Below are 18200 nucleotides of genomic sequence, written 5' to 3' on the forward strand. Positions count from 1 at the left end.
TAGTATTAACATTATGTAAAGAAAAACTCGTTAGAAAAGAAAAACCTCTTTACGATATGTAAAGAGGTTAGAGTGCTATTTATGCATTGAACGTTCCTTTGTATCAATACGTCTATGCGGTAAATGCCATTTGTAATGAATAGAAATCATGCGGAAGCAAACAATTAAAATGAATAAGGTGTATAGAGCCCAATCGCTAACGATAATTTTAGCGCCAATTAAGAAACCTGCTAAAATCGTCCAAAACGCATATACGTCAGCTCGGAGGACAAGAGGTTTTCTGCGAGCTAAAAGGTCGCGAATAATACCGCCGCCGATGCCTGTTAAAACAGCAGCTACGATTGTAGCGCTAATTGGTAAATCTAGTTTTTGAGCATATAGTGCTCCTTGTACAGCGAATGCTGATAAACCGATGGCGTCCGTGATGTTTTCCCACTTTTTCCAATGTCTAATTAATTTATTTGGAAAAAGAAAAATAATCGTCATTGATAATAGTGCGATTTGGAATAACATGTCTTGTTGCCAAAATGCGACGATTGGATAACCGATTAATAAATTACGAAGGGCACCTCCCCCAAATGCGGTTGCCATTCCTAAAATATATACCCCGAAAATATCATAATCTTCTTCCATTGCAACAATGGCTCCGCTTAGTGCGAAGGCGATTGTGCCTATGATGCTAAAAATCTCCCATGCCATGAATTTTCTCCCCCGCTAACTAGATGAAATATGCTTCCTCTGCTATTATATTAGAAGGTTTAAATTTCGAAAAGGATGAGTGAACATATTTGATGGAAGAAAAAGAAAAAGTCATATTAGTTGGCTGTCAATTGTCGCAAGATGATGATGAAAAATTTATGCATTCCATGAAAGAACTTGCATCGCTAGCAAAGACTGCGCGAGCGGAAGTGTTAGTATCAACGACGCAAAAGCGTCCGAAGTTTCATCCTGCAACTTATATAGGAAAAGGTAAACTAGAAGAGCTTGCTGCGATGACGGAAGAGTTAGAGCCGGCTGTTATTGTTTTTAATAATGAGTTAACACCAAGTCAAATTCGGAATTTATCTTCAGTATTAGATGCGAGAGTGATTGACCGAACACAGTTAATACTAGATATTTTTGCGCAACGTGCGAAATCGAGAGAGGGTAAGCTTCAAGTAGAGTTAGCTCAGTTGCAATATACAATGCCGCGCCTTATGGGGCAAGGTTTGTCTTTATCACGTCTTGGTGGTGGGATTGGTACGAGAGGGCCGGGAGAGACGAAGCTCGAAACGGACCGTCGTCATATTCGATCACGTATTGATGAAATAAAGAAGCAACTTGCGATTGTTGTAGAACATCGAAAAAGATATCGTGAGAGAAGGAAAGATAATAAAGTGTTTCAAGTTGCGTTAATTGGGTATACAAATGCAGGGAAATCTACGTTGTTTAATAGATTAACGGAAGCTGATACGTTTGAAGAAAACTTATTGTTTGCAACGCTAGATCCGACGACAAGAAAGATGCCGTTACCTTCTGGTTATACAGTGCTTTTGACTGATACGGTTGGTTTTATACAAGATTTACCTACGTCACTAATTGCTGCTTTTCGATCTACGTTAGAAGAAGCTGGGGAAGCGGATGTTATTTTACATGTTGTTGATTCAGCAGATCCTAATTATGTAGGGCATGAGCAGACAGTAAAACAATTATTGTCAGACCTTGAAATTAATCATATTCCTATTATTACGTTATATAATAAAAAAGATAAATTGCATCAAAACTTCATTCCATTTCCGAAAAGGGATTTCTTAATGACTAGTGCTTTTGAAGAAAGTGATTTACTGCGTATAAAAGAAGCGATAGAAATGAAGATGAAGGAAGAAATGGATGATTATCAAGTGGAAATTCCTCCGAGTGAAGGTAGGTTGTTAACGCTTTTAAAGACGGAAACGTTATTAACTAAAATGGAGTTTCTAGAAGATAAATTTGTATATGATTGTACAGGATATATATTTGCTCATTCATCGCTTAATGGGCAATTAAAGAGATTTTTAGTGGGAGAAGGAGAAAATAATAATGTTTGATCGTTTGAAAAATGGAGAAAAAATTGCTCCAATCGTAAAAGAAGTAGAAAGTCAAATTATAGAAGTGCATAAACGTGTGGATGAAGTAATTGAGAGTAATCAATTTCGTGTGCTAGAAAGTTTTCGTAAACATAAAATTAGTGATTCGCATTTTATTCCGACGACAGGTTATGGTTATGATGATATTGGTCGTGACACATTAGAAAAAGTGTATGCGGATGTATTTGGGGCAGAATCCGGTCTTGTTCGTCCTCAAATTATTTCAGGTACTCACGCAATTTCAACAGCTTTATTTGGTATTTTACGTCCGGGAGATGAGTTATTATACATAACGGGGAAACCGTATGATACGTTAGAAGAAATCGTTGGTGTGCGCGGAAAAGGTGTAGGCTCATTTAAAGAATATAATATTGGTTATAACGCAGTTCCGTTAACTGAAGAGGGATTTGTGGACTTTGAAGCTGTTGCAGCTGCGATCCGTAGTAACACGAAGATGATTGGTATTCAACGTTCAAAAGGATATGCTACTCGTCCGTCGTTTACAGTTTCACAAATTAAAGAGATGATTGCGTTTGTTAAAGAGATTAAACCTGATGTTATTGTATTTGTAGATAATTGCTATGGCGAATTTATTGAAGAAAACGAGCCATGTCATGTTGGTGCGGACTTAATGGCAGGTTCTCTTATTAAGAATCCTGGCGGGGGAATTGTTAAAACGGGTGGTTACATTGTCGGTAAAGAACAGTATGTTGAAGCGTGTGCATATCGTTTAACATCTCCAGGGATTGGTGCGGAAGCAGGGGCATCTTTATACAGTCTGCAAGAAATGTATCAAGGTTTCTTCTTAGCGCCGCATGTGGCGGGTCAAGCGCTGAAAGGTGCAATTTTTACGGCGGCATTTTTAGAGAAATTAGGGCTGAATACATCACCGGCATGGAATGCACCAAGAACGGATTTAATTCAATCTGTTCAATTTGACGATAAAGATCGTATGATTGCATTCTGTCAAGCGATTCAATATGCATCTCCAATTAATTCTCATTTCACTCCGTATGCAAACTATATGCCGGGATATGAAGATGATGTAATTATGGCTGCTGGGACATTTATTCAAGGTGCAAGTATCGAATTATCTGCGGATGGTCCGATTCGTCCTCCGTATGTTGCATACGTACAAGGTGGATTGACTTATTCTCATGTGAAAATTGCGATTTGTTCTGCAATTGATGCGTTAATTGAAAAAAATCTATTAACAATTTCTTAAAGGGAAGCTGTCGATTTCGACAGCTTTTTTTCGTGTGAAAGTAATGATTTGTGCCATTAGAAAAAAGAATGAAAAAATTTATAAAAAACCATGTAAGAAAAGCTAACATCTATTGACACTAAACATAACGTGGTATAAAATGAGAAGCAGTTAAGGCGAAGGAGGAACTGAAATGATGAAAGAAGATAGACGTTCTGCTCCGCTGTTTCCTATTGGTATTGTAATGGATTTAACACAATTATCTGCACGTCAAATTCGCTACTATGAAGAGCATAATCTTATTTTTCCAACCCGTACAAAAGGGAATCGCAGATTATTTTCATTTAACGATGTAGATAAATTGTTGGAAATTAAAGATTTGTTAGATCAAGGCTTAAATATGGCCGGAATTAAACAAGTATTGCAAATGAAAGAAAATCAAACAGAAGCAGTGAAAGTAAAAGAAGAAACGAAAGAAATTTCAAAATCCGATCTTCGCAAAATTCTTCGAGATGAACTACAACATACAGGTAGATTTAATCGGACTTCATTGCGACAAGGTGACATTTCAAGGTTTTTTCACTAAAGATAACTGATTCTGAAGGTGTTTAGAGGGACTAAGGAGGAATTTTTAATGGCTAGGTACACAAAAGAAGATATTTTCCGTTTGGCGAAAGAAGAGAATGTAAAGTATATCCGTCTGCAATTTACGGACCTTTTAGGGGTAATTAAAAACGTAGAAATTCCAGTGAGCCAATTAACAAAAGCTCTTGATAACAAAATGATGTTTGATGGATCTTCTATTGAAGGTTTCGTACGTATTGAAGAATCTGATATGTATTTATATCCGGATTTAGATACTTGGGTAATTTTCCCTTGGACAGCTGAAAAAGGTAAAGTAGCTCGTTTAATCTGTGATATTTACAATGCTGATGGTACTCCATTTGATGGCGACCCACGTAACAACTTAAAGCGTGTGTTAAAAGAAATGGAAGCATTAGGATTCTCAGATTTCAATCTTGGACCAGAGCCAGAATTCTTCCTATTTAAAGTTGATGAAAAAGGAAATCCAACATTAGAATTAAACGATAACGGTGGATACTTCGACCTTGCGCCGATGGATTTAGGGGAAAACTGTCGTCGTGATATCGTTCTTGAACTTGAAGAAATGGGCTTTGAAATTGAAGCATCTCACCATGAGGTTGCACCAGGTCAACATGAAATTGACTTTAAATATGCAAATGCAATTCGCTCATGCGATGATATTCAAACATTCAAGCTTGTTGTAAGAACGATTGCTCGTAAACATGGTTTACATGCAACATTTATGCCGAAACCATTATACGGTGTAAATGGTTCAGGTATGCACTGTAACTTATCATTATTTAAAAATGGTGAGAACGTATTCTTCGATCAAAACGGTGAATTACAACTAAGTGATGATGCTCGTCACTTCATCGCAGGTATTTTAAAACATGCGCCAGCATTTACAGCGGTAGCAAACCCAACTGTAAACTCTTACAAACGTTTAGTACCTGGATATGAAGCTCCATGTTACGTAGCATGGTCTGCACAAAACCGTAGTCCATTAGTGCGTATCCCTGCATCTCGTGGTATTAGTACACGCGTAGAAGTACGTAGTGTTGACCCAGCTGCAAACCCGTATTTAGTAATGGCTACATTATTAGCAGCAGGTCTTGATGGAATTAAAAACAAATTAACTCCACCAGCTGCAGTAGACCGTAACATCTATGTAATGACAAAAGAAGAGCGCGAGGAAGCAGGTATCGTTGACTTACCAGCAACATTAGCGCAAGCATTAGTTACTTTACAATCTAATGAAATCGTATGTGGCGCATTAGGTGATCATTTACTTGAGCACTTCATTGAAGCAAAAGAAATTGAGTGGGATATTTTCCGCACGCAAGTTCACCAATGGGAACGCGATCAATATATGTCTCTATACTAAGAGAGAAAAAAGCCCTAATACTACGGTATTAGGGCTTTTTCGTCATTTATCTACAGTGAAAAAACTCGAATGTTGTCGCATTTTTTTTAGTGTCATCAGGAAGTAATTTAGTGAAAATAATTTGTGTTGACTCGTTCTGTATAAAGAACTAAAATGGCATTAACTAGAAATGTTTGTATATTAAAAAGAATAAAAATATTGTTTTTTTTCTTAAGTTTTCGATGCCAATTTCAAGTTGAAGCTCATTGGTTTTAAATGAGGAGGGAAGTTATGGATAAGGAAATAAATTTGAAAAATCTATTTACTATTATACGAAAAAGAATTTGGATACTTCTATTATTTACAACTCTCACTACAGTAGCAGGAGCGATGTATACTATATATGTAAAAACACCATTATATGCCTCTTCAGCAAGGGTTATTGTTCAAGCTAATGCTGAAACGATGAATACATTGAAAGCGATGGTAAATGAGCCTGTAATATTAGAAAAAGTGGCTGCTGAATTGAATATTAACAGATCTGCAGGTGCATTAAGTGGACAAATAAGTACAGAAAGTGTGCAAGGGTCCCAGATTATGAGAATAAATGTAGTGGATATAGATCCTGTGCTTGCTCATAAAATTGCAAATACTACAGCCGCTGTTTATAAGAAAGAAGTAGCGAATATACTGAATTTTAATAATGTGAGTATATTACCAGAAGACCCAGTTCAAAAAAATTCTATGCCTATAAATATAAATCACTTTAAGACGATACTAATTGCATTCTCTATAGGTATGGTGCTCAGTATTGGATTCATTTTTTTATTGGATTCACTTGATGAGAGAATCAAATCGGAACGGCGAATTGAACAATTGTTAGATGTCCCTGTTTTGGGCGGAATATCTAAAATGAATAGAAAAAATGTGAAAGACAAATTCAGTAAAAAAAATACGGTATTATTGGGGGAGGGAACGGAGTGGCTTACAAAAATAGACGAAAAACAAATAAAGTTAAAGGAGAAAGTATAATTGTACATACCGCTCCAAGATCGAAAATTTCGGAGCAGTATCGTTCGCTTCGAACAAACCTTCAATTATCTTCATCTATTCATAAAAGCAGAACTATAGTTATTACTTCTCCGAGGTATGGTGAAGGGAAATCAACGATTACAGTTAATTTAGCAGTCTCAATAGCACAAAAAGGTGAAAAAGTATTGGTAATAGATGCAAATTTACGAACACCAACGATTCATGAAATGTTTGGAGTAGAAAATACAATTGGATTAATTGATATATTGAACGGAAAAACAACTTTAGAGGGCGCCGTGAAAAAAACAGAGATGGAAAGTCTGGATGTATTAACTAGCGGACCGGTACCATTCAATCCATCCGAAGTACTTAGTTCGAGTGCAATGGATATGTTAGTTCAAAAGGCAATGGAACGATATGATATTATATTATTTGATTCTTCTCCTGTACTAGAAGTAACAGATACAAGTGTATTGGCTGATAAGTGTGAAGGTGTATTATTGGTGATACGTTATAATCATACTGTGAATGAAGATGCGCTTGAAACGAAAAGGGCGTTAAGTTTTACGAAAAGTAGGATATTAGGTGCGATTTTGAATGGAAAAGTATAAATAACATAAATGTACTTTTAAAAAAAGAATTTAATATCCTTATATTAAGATGTTCTTTATAAAGAATTTTTTAAAGAGCTACGATGTGGTGATGTCTCCTTACCGCTATCAACGGAGGCACTCGATTATGCTGTGGGTTGTGAAAACAACCTTAGATGCGAGTCATCAAGAGTGTAATGTGAGGCCGGGTTAGATGCCCATGTTTTATTAAAGTTTCTAACTATGTGCTTTTAATAAAGAGAATATAGTTAGAAACTTTAAATTTGAAAGAGTTAAGTATGGAATTGATTAAAGGAGGAAGTTACATGACGTATCGGCGGAGGATATCGTTATTGCTTTTAATGGATTCAATGATTGTGTTAAGTGCTATTTTCTTTAGTTATTTCTTTGTAAATGCTAGCTTTAGTGTTATCACTTTATCATCAATTATTAGCTCTATCACTCTATTAGTCAGTCATCATTTATTTGCTTTAATATATAAGTTGTATAATAAAGCTTGGGAATATGCAAGTATAGGAGAATTACTCATTATATGCAAAGTTGTTACATTTTCTATAATTGCTACAGCAGTTGTGCAGCAACTAATCATGCAAAAAATGTATTTTCGGCTGTTAGTTGTAACTTGGATGATTCATATTTTATTAATTGGTGGTTCACGTTTTATATGGAGAATGTACAGAGATATTTATTATGTAAAAAAGGGTGATAAAAAAAGAACGTTAATTGTTGGTGCGGGATCTGCTGGGACCATGGTTGCAAGGCAGTTGTTAAAGAATAGTGCTGCCGAATTAATGCCAGTCGCATTTATTGATGATAATGTAAAAAAACATAACCTTGATATTTGGGGTATTCCAGTAATTGGTGGTAAGAATCAAATTGAGTATGTTGTTAAAAAACTGAATATTGAAATAATAATTTTAGCAATTCCTTCATTAAACAAAAGAGAGCAAAATGTTATTTTGAAAAGATGTTTAAAAACAGAAGTGAAAACTCAAATTCTTCCGATGTTAGAAGACTTAGTAACGGGTAAAGTATCGGTGAACGAATTCAGAGATGTTCAAGTAGAAGATTTATTAGGGCGCGATCTTGTAGAACTTGATGTGGATGTTATTTCAGATTATATAACTAACAAAGTTATTTTAGTTACTGGTGCAGGAGGTTCAATTGGTTCGGAAATTTGTAGACAAATTGCAAAATTCAGGCCGAAAAGGTTGATTTTACTAGGGCATGGGGAGAACAGTATTTATTCTATAGAAATGGAATTAAACAGAAAATATGGAGATATGAAAGGCACGTTTATTCCTGAAATCGCAGATATACAAGATGAAAAAAAGATGAATTTAATAATGAATAAACATCTTCCAAATGTTGTATATCATGCAGCTGCACATAAACATGTACCACTAATGGAGAATAATCCTGAAGAGGCTGTTAAAAATAATTTGATTGGAACTATGAATGTATCAGAGGCAGCGAGAGCACATGGAGTAGGAACGTTTGTTATGATTTCCTCTGATAAAGCTGTGAACCCGACGAGTGTTATGGGAGCAACAAAGAAATTAGCTGAGATGGTAATTCAACATAAAGATAAAATAAGTCATACAAAGTTTGTTACTGTACGCTTTGGGAATGTCTTAGGAAGTAGAGGGAGTGTTATACCTTTATTTAAGAAGCAAATTCAAAATGGTGGACCAGTTACAGTTACTCATCCTGATATGGTTCGGTATTTTATGACAATTCCGGAAGCATCAAGACTCGTAGTGCAAGCTGGTTCTTTAGCTAAAGGTGGGGAGATTTTTGTATTGGATATGGGAGAACCAGTGAAAATAGTCGACCTTGCCAAAAATCTTATTCGATTATCAGGAAATTCTGTGGATGAAATAGGAATAGAATTTACTGGTATACGCCCAGGGGAGAAACTTTTTGAAGAATTACTAAAAGAAGATGAAATGAATGAAAAGCAAATTCATCCGAGGATTTACGTAGGACAAGAAATGAATGTTCGTATAGAAGAAATTGAAGAGTTTATTTCAAGTTATACAGATTTAAACGAAGTAGAATTAAGAAAACGATTGTTAAAGTTAGTAAATCAGCGTAAAACTTTAAAACTGTTAATACCTGTATCAGGTTAATAGAAAAAATTTATATAAGACGGGTGCGTGGGATGGTGTCTAAAAAAGTTCTGTTTTGTGCAACTGTAGATTATCATTTTAAGGCTTTTCATTTACCGTATTTGAAATGGTTTTCAGAACAAGGATGGGAAGTACATGTTGCAGCGAATGGGAATATACATCTTCCGTACGTAACTCGAAAATATAATATTCCTATTCAAAGGTCACCTCTTAGTATACAAAACCTCCACGCATATAAAAAACTAAAATCAATTATTGATCAAAATAAATATCATATCATTCATTGTCATACGCCTATGGGAGGAGTAATTGCTCGTTTAGCTGCTCAGAAAGCCAGGCGGCAAGGAACGAAAGTCGTATATACAGCACATGGATTTCACTTTTGTAAAGGATCACCGTATATGAATTGGTTGCTTTATTATCCGATTGAAAGAATTCTAGCTACTCATACGGATTGTCTAATAACAATTAACCAAGAAGATTATGATTTAGCAGTTAAACATCGCTTTCCAGTGAAAGATACTAAGCTAGTTCACGGTGTAGGAATAGATGTACAACGGTTTACTCTTGTAACTGAACTTGAGAAACGAGAATTAAAGCTACAATGTGGCTATAAATCACAAGATTTTTTAATGTTTTATGCTGCTGAATTTAATAAGAATAAAAATCAAAGCTTTTTAATCCGTGTATTAGCACAATTGAAAAATGAAATGCCACATGCGAAGCTTTTACTTGCTGGAGAAGGTCCGTTAATAGAAGAGTGTAAAAAAATAGCGATGCAACTAGGCGTGAGTAGTATGGTGCACTTTCTTGGTTATAGAAATGATATAGCCTCTTTGCTGCAGATGTGTGACCTAGCCGTTGCATCCAGTTACAGGGAGGGTTTGCCAGTTAATATTATGGAAGCCATGGCTTGTGGACTTCCGGTTGTAGCTACTGATAACCGGGGACATAGGGAATTAATTATTAATAATAAAAATGGTTGGATTGTAGATCGTGATGATATAAAGACGATGTCTGAAAGAATAAATTTTATTTCTAAAAATACTAAATTACAAGCTCAGTTTGGACAGTGTGGACGTACTATTATTACAAGTGAATATTCAGTTAATGAAGTGTTAAAAGAGAAACAAGAAATTTATACAACATATATGGATGAAATGGAGGATTTAAATTGGGCACTCCATTAAGAGTATTACATGTAGTCGTAAATATGAATAGAGGCGGCGCCGAAACGCTAATTATGAATTTATATCGCAATATAGATCGTTCCAAAGTTCAATTTGATTTTTTAACATGTAAAGAAGGAGTGTTTGATGAAGAAATAGTAAAGTTAGGCGGGGAAATTCATAGAATTCCATATATCACAAACGTTGGACATAGAGGATATATAAAAGCACTGGATACTTTCTTTACCTCTCATCAAGAATATAGAATTGTACATTCACACATGGATAAAATGAGCGGATTTGTACTTCGTTCTGCTAAGAAGGCGGGAATACCGGTTAGGATTGCTCACAGTCATAATACTAGTAGTGAGGGAGGAACTGCGGCGAAAATCTATAAATGGCATGCAGGAAAATCTATATCTACATGTGCAACACATTTGTTAGCATGTTCAAATGCAGCTGCGAGATGGTTATTTGCAGATAAAGCTGATACAGCCAAAATCTTAAAAAATGGAATTGATTGTGATAGATTTTTGTTCCGTCCTGAAATAAGAAAACAAGTAAGAAAGGAATTACAAATTGAACAGGAAGCTTTTGTTATAGGTCATGTCGGAAGATTCGCTTATCAAAAAAATCATACCTATCTTATAGATTTATTTGCTCAGTTAACTCAATTCCGGCCAAATTCAATACTGTTATTAGCTGGTGAAGGGCCGCTTCGCATGGAAATTGAAAAAAAAGTAAAAGATTTGAATATAGAGAAGAATATAAGATTTCTTGGGGTACGAGGTGATGTAGAACGTATACTTCAAGCATTTGATGCATTTGTTTTTCCATCTATTCATGAGGGATTACCAGTCACACTTGTAGAAGCGCAAGGGGTTGGTTTACCTTGTATCATATCGGATACTATTACGAAAGAAGTGGACTTGGGAATGAATTTAGTTGAACATTTGCCTCTAACGGATAAAGTGGCTTGGATAGAAAAAATGAAAAAATTAGAAACTAGTAATTTCTCGAGGAATATATCAGCTCAATTATTATTAGAAAAAGGATACGATATTAAGCATACGGCAGAATTAACCCAAGATTTTTATTCCGTACTTTCGAGGTGAGTAATTTGGAGAATTTAACGATTTTCACCCCTACTTATAATAGAGCGTATTGTCTTCAAAATTGTTATGAGAGTTTAAAACGTCAAACATGTAAGGATTTTGTATGGTTAATAATAGATGATGGATCTAGTGATAACACAAAAGAATTGGTGGATAGCTGGATTGCTGAAAAATATATCAAAATTATGTATCATTGGCAACAAAATCAAGGGATGCATGGTGCTCATAATACAGCCTATGAAATGATTGATACGGAGTTAAACGTTTGTATTGATTCTGATGATTACATGCCAGATGATGCTGTAGAAAAAATCCTTTCTTTTTGGAATAGTTATGGGAATGATGAAGTTAGTGGAATAATTGGACTGGACTTGTATATAAATGGGCAAATAATTGGCTCAAAGTTACCAGAGGACCTTAAATACTCCACGCTTTTTGATCTTTACAACAAACATGGTGTTACAGGTGATAAAAAATTGGTCTATCGCACAGAATTGACTAAGAAATATCCATACCCAATTTTTAAAAATGAAAAATATGTAGGACTAGCATATAAGTATTATATGCTTGATCGACAATATGAAATGTTAATGTTGAATGAACCTCTTTGCTATGTGGAATACATGGATGATGGATCATCAATGAATATGCTAAATCAATATCGTAAAAACCCAAGAGGTTTTGCTTTTTATCGTAAGGAACTTATGAAATTACCATTTACTAATCGAGTATTCAAGTATAGGCAAGCTGTACATTATGTATCAAGCAGCTTCATGGCGAGAAATAAAAGATTTATACAAGAGTCGCCATGCAAAGGTCTGACGATTTGCGCATTACCATTTGGGATTATTCTTTATAGTTACATTACAATGAAAACAAGAATGGAAGTAAATATATAGGGATTTACTTAGTAAGTAAATGAGAGGACATAATAATGACTATACTTTGGATAAATCTTTTTATCGTATTCATACTCGCATTTTTTGCAAGGTATTTTGCTATGCCGGTAACTACAGGAATTGTGATGTTAAAGCCGAATCGATTATTGATTTTAATGGCGACTCTCTCTCTTGTAGTAGTATCTGGTTTTAGAAATAATATTGGCGACACATATTTTTATATGCACGCTTTTAAAGTTACTGATTTTAACTGGGAGAATGTTCAAGATAGCAAGAATATCGGGTTTAGTATTTTGCAAATGATTTTAAAAATGTATACGAATGATCCTCAAGTTCTGATTTTTATAACGGCTTTAATAACAAATATATTAATAGTAGCAGTTCTATATAAATATTCAAGAATGATTGAGTTAAGTTTATATGTATATATAGCATCGGGTATGTATTTAGTTTCAATGAATGGATTGAGACAGTATTTAGCAGCAGCAATTATTTTTACCGCTACAAAATATATTTTAGATGGGAATTGGAAAAAATATTTTTTGATAGTTTTGTTTGCATCAACTTTTCACCAAAGCGCTCTTGTATTAATTCCTATTTATTTTTTAGTTCGAAGGAAAGCTTGGTCGACAATAACATTTATACTACTCTTTATTGCAGTACTTATTGTAATAGGATTTAATCAATTTGCAGAAGTTTTCTTTGCAACTATAGGGGATACACAATATGGTCACTATAAGGATTTTCAAGAAGGTGGAGCTAATATTCTTCGGGTTGTTGTGGAAGCAACTCCGCTCATCCTTGCTTTTATTGGGAGGCACAAACTAAGAGCACTTTTTCCACAAAGTGATTATATCGTAAACATGGCATTATTAGGTTTAGTTTTCATGATTATTTCAACTCAAAATTGGATTTTTGCAAGGTTTTCGATTTATTTTGGATTGTATCAATTAATATTAATTTCTTGGGTTGTAAAGTTATTTACTGATAAAGATCAAAAGCTTATTTATTATGCAGTTCTAGTATGTTATTTTATTTATTTTGTATATGAACATGTAATTACTTTGAGAATTGTCTATAGGAGCAATTTGCTTGGATAATAAAGTGTTAAATATATGGATTGGTTGTAAGATTGGGGTAGATTTCAATGGTTAAGGCTAAAGAAAACAAAAGGGTTTTGCACATTGTCAGTGCTATGAATAGGGGTGGCGCTGAAACTTTATTGATGAATATATATAGGAAAATAGATAGAAAGCAGCTTCAATTTGATTTTGTATCTCATGGAAGTGGGAAATGTGATTATGAAGATGAAATAGCAGCATTAGGTGGGAGATTATATGGAATACCAAGTTTAGGACAAGTAGGGCCTCTGTTATATATTAAAGAACTTATAAAGATAATGTCTAATGGTCAATATATAGCTGTACATGCACATACGGATTATCAAGGTGGTTTTGTAGCTTTGGCTGCAAAAATGGCTGGTATAAAAAAGAGAATTTGTCATTCTCATAGTAATAATTGGCCACAAGGATCTGGAGTCACAGCAAGAATTACCCTGAAGGTTCTGCAATCTATTATTAAATATGCTGGAACAGATTATTGTGCGTGTAGTGCTGAAGCTGCACGTTTTTTATTTGGTGAAAGGATGTTTCACAATAATAAGGTTGAATTGATTAAAAATGGATTAGATATTAATCAATTTATTGATGTGAATATAGGGGATATTGCCAGTGTAAGAAAGGAACTTTGTATACCGGATGCTGCGAAATTAATTGGGCATATAGGTCGTTTTTCAGAATCAAAGAATCATATTTTCATCTTACATGTTTTAAAGGAGATTTTAAAGAGAGATACAAATTTTATCGCAATTTTAGCAGGGGATGGTCCGTTAAAAACTTCTATTGAATTGAAAGCAAAAGAACTAGGTATTTATGAAAATATTAGATTTTTGGGAGTGAGAAAAGATATTCCGATAATTATGAATGTTATTGATGTTTTAATATTCCCTTCTTTATTCGAGGGGTTTGGTATTGTGACATTGGAAGCACAATGTGCAGGCGTACCTTGTGTTGTAGCGGATACAATACCTAAAAATACTGATATGGGATTAGGTATAATTTCGTTTGTGGGCTTAGATGAAAAAATTGAAATATGGTCCACAGAAATTTATAAAGCTCTATTAAAAGAAAGACCTGAAAGGGGAGTTATAATTAACAACATTTCAAGATTAGGTTTTGATATCAATAATAACATTCTTGATTGGTTAACGTTATATGGAATAGAGTGTAAGGAAGCCATAAGGTAATCTGACTTATTACCAATTTGTATATTTGAGCTATATGGTGATTTGTTGGGTGGAGAAAGCGAATTACCATATGGGAAAATAGAAGTCCACAATAGATTTTGTGAGGTATTCGATGATGAAAAAGAAAAAAATATTGATTACATCTTTTGATTTAGCAATTGGTGGAGTAGAAAGAAGCTTGATTGGTTTGTTAAATACAATTGATTACAGTAGATACGATATAGATTTAATGTTATTTAAACATGAGGGAGAGTTTTTTTCTTTATTACCTAAAGAACCGAATTTGTTACAAGAATTAAAAAAATATACTACTTTTAGGAAATCAATTAAACAAATAGTACAAGAGGGGCATATCTCTATTGGGATAACAAGATTGATAGGGAAAGTTATGGGTACTGTGCATGGGGGGTGTGTGAAGAGTGAAGAGCCAGGATACTTTGTCATTCAATATGGCTGGAGAATGTCTCTTCCATTTCTTCCAAGGTTGGAAGAAGAGTACGATGTTGCGATTAGTTTTTTGTGGCCACATTATTTCATAGGTAATAAAGTTCGAGCGAAAAGAAAAATCGGGTGGATCCATACAGATTATTCCAACATACAACTTAATAAAAGTATGGAATATAAAATGTGGAAAGAAGTAGATGATATCGTGGCTGTTTCTGAAAGTTGTAGAGATACATTTCTTAGTAGCATTCCTTATATTAATAAAAAAGTACAAGTTATTGAAAATATAATATCTCCTGAGTTTATACGTGAGCAATCTAATCAAGATATTACTCATGAAATACCAGCTAATCTTGGACGGATAAAACTAGTTACTGTAGGTAGACTTTCACACGCTAAGGGAATTGATGATGCTATACATGCCTTTCGGAAACTATTGGATCAAGGATATGATATTGAGTGGTACATTGTTGGATATGGACCTCAAGAAACTGAACTTAAAATATTGATAGATAAACTAGAGCTTCAAGATAGATTCTTTCTGCTAGGCAAGAAGACCAATCCGTATCCGTATATAAAAGCATGTGATATATATGTGCAACCATCCAGATATGAAGGAAAGGCTGTGACGGTACGTGAGGCGCAAATTCTTAAAAAACCAGTACTTATAACTAATTTTCCAACTGCAAAAAGCCAGTTAGAGAATGGTGTAGATGGATGGATTTGTCCAATGGGTGTTGAGGGGATTGTAGGGGGAATAAAAAAAATGGTTGATAATGTCGAATTCAGAAATAAAATTGTGAATAATACTAGTCAACGGAATTATGGTAATGAAGCAGAAGTGGAAAAGGTATATAGATTAATTGAATGATAATAGATTAAGTTATAAAATTAAAAAATCTTTTGTTGTTTATAAAAGATACTTGGAGGAATTGCTTTCATGGAAAATGTTTTAGTATTAGATACGTCGGTAGGTTCTCTTAACAAGGGCGATGACATAATAATGAAGTGTGTAAAGTACCAGCTATCTGATATAACTAAAAATGCATATGTTTTAACATTACCCACTCATGTTTCACCATTTCATTGGTATCAAGTAGCAAGAAATTCACATCGAGTACAGATTTATAGTAGTGCTAAATATAAGTTTGTAGGTGGTTCAAACTTGCTAGTGATGGACATGCTTACTCATTTTCCTCAATGGAATATTAATATGTTTAATTGTGCTCCTTTAAAAGGGAGTATTTTAGTTGGTGTTGGTGCAGGGAAAGGTAATAAGATAAATGCATATACAAAGTTGTTATATAAAAAAGTTCTATCACATGAATATGTACATAGTGTTAGAGACGAAAGGACAAAAAGATTTTTAGAAGAAATGGGGTTTAAAGCTTTAAATACAGGTTGTGCAACATTGTGGTCCCTTACACCTGAATTTTGTAAGGAAATTCCGACAAAAAAATCAGAATCAGTTGTTTTTACACTTACTCATCATTCTAAGAATTGTGTAAAGGATCAATTATTGATAGATGTACTTAATAAAAATTATAAAAATGTTTATTTTTGGATACAAGACGCGGGAGATCTTGAATATTTTAAAGAATTAAAAGATATACAAGAAATAAAAATTGTGCCACCTACTATAGAAGAATACGAAAAAATACTTAATACAGAGGTGGATTATATCGGAACGCGTTTACATGGCGGTATATTTGCAATGCGACATAAAAAACGTACAATAATTATTTCAATAGATGAAAGAGCCCAGGGGATGGGCGAGACATACAATTTAAATTTAATCGATAGAGCTGATTTTAATAATCTTGAAAAAATGATTAATTCAGAAATAATAACAGATGTTAAGGTAGATTTTGATGTGGTAAATCTATGGTTAAGACAATTCTCTAATTAATTAGAATAATGCGGCAAAATAGGTGGTTTATTAGGAGGAAAAAATGAATAGTATAATTCTTGATAAAATTATAATAAAAAATAACAGGGTGGATTACTTTTTTAGTATCAAGGGGGATTTACAAAAGTATTTTAAAACAAGTAATCATATGTTTCTTGAATACAACTATGATTTATCTGATATTCCAAATAGCATTTTAGCTATTCCATTTGTTGCGAATGTAGTCCCTCTTATATGGATTACTGATTCAACAATAGTGATAAAAGAATTAGATAAATCCTTTTATGTCTGTCTAAATAATATAAAGAATGCATATCAAAACATGTTTCCTAATGTCAAATTTATGGGTTCTATTGTTGTAGATAAAATTGTTGACAATACTTATATTCCTAGACTAGAGGCATCATCTCTATTTAGTGGAGGCCTTGATGCACTTACTACTTTTATAAGAATAAAGGATAAAAAGCCGTTATTGGTTACTGAATATGGATGGCATGAAGATGATATAGAGAGCAGTAATGTGTGGGATGCAGATAAAGAAAATGTTATAAATTTTGCAAAAGATAATGGATTAGAAAACATTCTTATACAATCTAATTATGGTACTTTTATAATCGCTGGGAATGTTGATCATGACTTTAGAGACAAATTAGAAGATACATGGTGGCATGGATTACACCATGGATTAGCAATAATATCTGCAGCTATTCCTATAGCTTTCAAACTTAAGATAAAATGCATATATATTGCAAGTTCTAATTCCCCTTTATATCAAGTTACTTGTGCATCTGACCCAACAGTGGACAATGAAATAAAATATGCATCGGGTGAAGTTTTTCACGATGGATACGAACTTACTAGGCAGGATAAAGTTAAAGTGGTTGTGGACCATTATTCAATTAATAAGGAATCGGTTAACATCAGGGTATGTTTTAAAAATGAAGAAAATTGTTGTAAATGTGAAAAATGTTTAAGAACTATTATGGGAATTGTTGCTGAAGGAAAAGATCCTCGGGAGTATGGATTCAATATCCCAAATAATCTTTTTCAGTACGTCAAAAAATCTTTAAATAATGAGGTTAAGTTTTTTACAAATACGTTTATTGTTATGTATTGGAATCTAATTCAAGTTCGGATGAAGCAAAACTACACTTATATATTAGATAAAGATTTACTAGATTGGTTTTTAGATTATGATTTTAAAGCGCAGCGAAGAAAAGCATTATTAAAATACAGAATAACAAAATTTTTTCCTATTTTAAAGAGAAAGATTAGTATTAAAGTAAATGCAATACTTAAACAAAACAATTAAAAATAGAGGGTATTA

16 protein-coding genes are annotated in these 18200 nt (G+C 33.8%); 15 read left to right on the forward strand and 1 reads right to left on the reverse strand.

Annotated elements, in window-relative coordinates; genetic code table 11:
• Nucleotides 1–75: 75 nt before the first annotated feature.
• Nucleotides 76–699, reverse strand: a complete 624-nt coding sequence (locus ACE38F_RS10710) for a trimeric intracellular cation channel family protein (protein ID WP_002111257.1) — start codon at nucleotides 697–699, stop codon at nucleotides 76–78.
• A 92-nt stretch (nucleotides 700–791) separates the two neighbouring features.
• Here ACE38F_RS10710 and hflX point away from each other — a divergent pair, with 92 nt between their 5' ends.
• The 15 genes from hflX (at nucleotide 792) to ACE38F_RS10785 (ending at nucleotide 18185) form a co-directional block, all read left to right on the forward strand.
• Nucleotides 792–2066: a GTPase HflX gene (gene hflX, locus ACE38F_RS10715; RefSeq protein ID WP_375370924.1), complete on the forward strand. Its 1275-nt coding sequence runs from the start codon at nucleotides 792–794 to the stop codon at nucleotides 2064–2066.
• Nucleotides 2059–3330, forward strand: a complete 1272-nt coding sequence (locus ACE38F_RS10720; protein WP_375370923.1) for a methionine gamma-lyase family protein — start codon at nucleotides 2059–2061, stop codon at nucleotides 3328–3330. The genes hflX and ACE38F_RS10720 overlap by 8 nt, the downstream gene beginning before the upstream one ends.
• Before the next feature lie 175 nt (nucleotides 3331–3505).
• Nucleotides 3506–3895 carry a transcriptional repressor GlnR gene (gene glnR, locus ACE38F_RS10725; RefSeq protein WP_215556623.1) on the forward strand — a complete coding sequence of 130 codons (390 nt, stop codon included), beginning with the start codon at nucleotides 3506–3508 and terminating at the stop codon, nucleotides 3893–3895.
• 48 nt (nucleotides 3896–3943) lie between these two features.
• Nucleotides 3944–5278: a type I glutamate--ammonia ligase gene (glnA, locus tag ACE38F_RS10730; protein ID WP_088079154.1), complete on the forward strand. Its 1335-nt coding sequence runs from the start codon at nucleotides 3944–3946 to the stop codon at nucleotides 5276–5278.
• A gap of 270 nt (nucleotides 5279–5548) precedes the next feature.
• On the forward strand, nucleotides 5549–6289 hold the full coding sequence (locus ACE38F_RS10735; protein ID WP_085312168.1) for a YveK family protein: 741 nt from the start codon (nucleotides 5549–5551) through the stop codon (nucleotides 6287–6289).
• Nucleotides 6238–6900 (forward strand): CpsD/CapB family tyrosine-protein kinase, encoded by a 663-nt coding sequence (locus ACE38F_RS10740; protein WP_016092140.1) that lies wholly within the window; start codon nucleotides 6238–6240, stop codon nucleotides 6898–6900. Before ACE38F_RS10735 ends, ACE38F_RS10740 begins: the two co-directional genes overlap by 52 nt.
• 305 nt (nucleotides 6901–7205) lie before the next feature.
• Entirely contained in the window at nucleotides 7206–9032 is a 1827-nt protein-coding gene (locus tag ACE38F_RS10745; RefSeq protein WP_375370922.1) for a polysaccharide biosynthesis protein, read from the forward strand.
• A gap of 32 nt (nucleotides 9033–9064) precedes the next feature.
• Nucleotides 9065–10222: a glycosyltransferase family 4 protein gene (locus ACE38F_RS10750; RefSeq protein ID WP_375370921.1), complete on the forward strand. Its 1158-nt coding sequence runs from the start codon at nucleotides 9065–9067 to the stop codon at nucleotides 10220–10222.
• Nucleotides 10207–11316, forward strand: coding sequence for a glycosyltransferase family 1 protein (locus ACE38F_RS10755; RefSeq protein ID WP_375370920.1), 1110 nt, complete (start codon nucleotides 10207–10209; stop codon nucleotides 11314–11316). The genes ACE38F_RS10750 and ACE38F_RS10755 overlap by 16 nt, the downstream gene beginning before the upstream one ends.
• A gap of 5 nt (nucleotides 11317–11321) precedes the next feature.
• The gene (locus ACE38F_RS10760) at nucleotides 11322–12215 is read left to right on the forward strand and encodes a glycosyltransferase family 2 protein (RefSeq protein ID WP_341306070.1); all 894 of its coding nucleotides are present in this window, start codon (nucleotides 11322–11324) and stop codon (nucleotides 12213–12215) included.
• Between the two features lie 35 nt (nucleotides 12216–12250).
• On the forward strand, nucleotides 12251–13315 hold the full coding sequence (locus ACE38F_RS10765) for an EpsG family protein (RefSeq protein ID WP_375370919.1): 1065 nt from the start codon (nucleotides 12251–12253) through the stop codon (nucleotides 13313–13315).
• Nucleotides 13316–13362: 47 nt separating this feature from the next.
• Nucleotides 13363–14520, forward strand: a complete 1158-nt coding sequence (locus ACE38F_RS10770) for a glycosyltransferase family 1 protein (RefSeq protein WP_341306072.1) — start codon at nucleotides 13363–13365, stop codon at nucleotides 14518–14520.
• 115 nt (nucleotides 14521–14635) lie between these two features.
• Complete coding sequence (locus ACE38F_RS10775; RefSeq protein WP_375370931.1) at nucleotides 14636–15835, forward strand: glycosyltransferase; 1200 nt, start codon at nucleotides 14636–14638, stop codon at nucleotides 15833–15835.
• A gap of 69 nt (nucleotides 15836–15904) precedes the next feature.
• Nucleotides 15905–16873, forward strand: a complete 969-nt coding sequence (locus ACE38F_RS10780; protein ID WP_341306073.1) for a polysaccharide pyruvyl transferase family protein — start codon at nucleotides 15905–15907, stop codon at nucleotides 16871–16873.
• Nucleotides 16874–16916: 43 nt separating this feature from the next.
• Nucleotides 16917–18185: a peptidase gene (locus ACE38F_RS10785; RefSeq protein WP_341306074.1), complete on the forward strand. Its 1269-nt coding sequence runs from the start codon at nucleotides 16917–16919 to the stop codon at nucleotides 18183–18185.
• Nucleotides 18186–18200 lie beyond the last annotated feature (15 nt).

The organism is Bacillus altaicus (genome assembly GCF_042136375.2).
GTDB classification, from domain to species: Bacteria; Bacillota; Bacilli; order Bacillales; family Bacillaceae_G; genus Bacillus_A; species Bacillus_A cereus_U.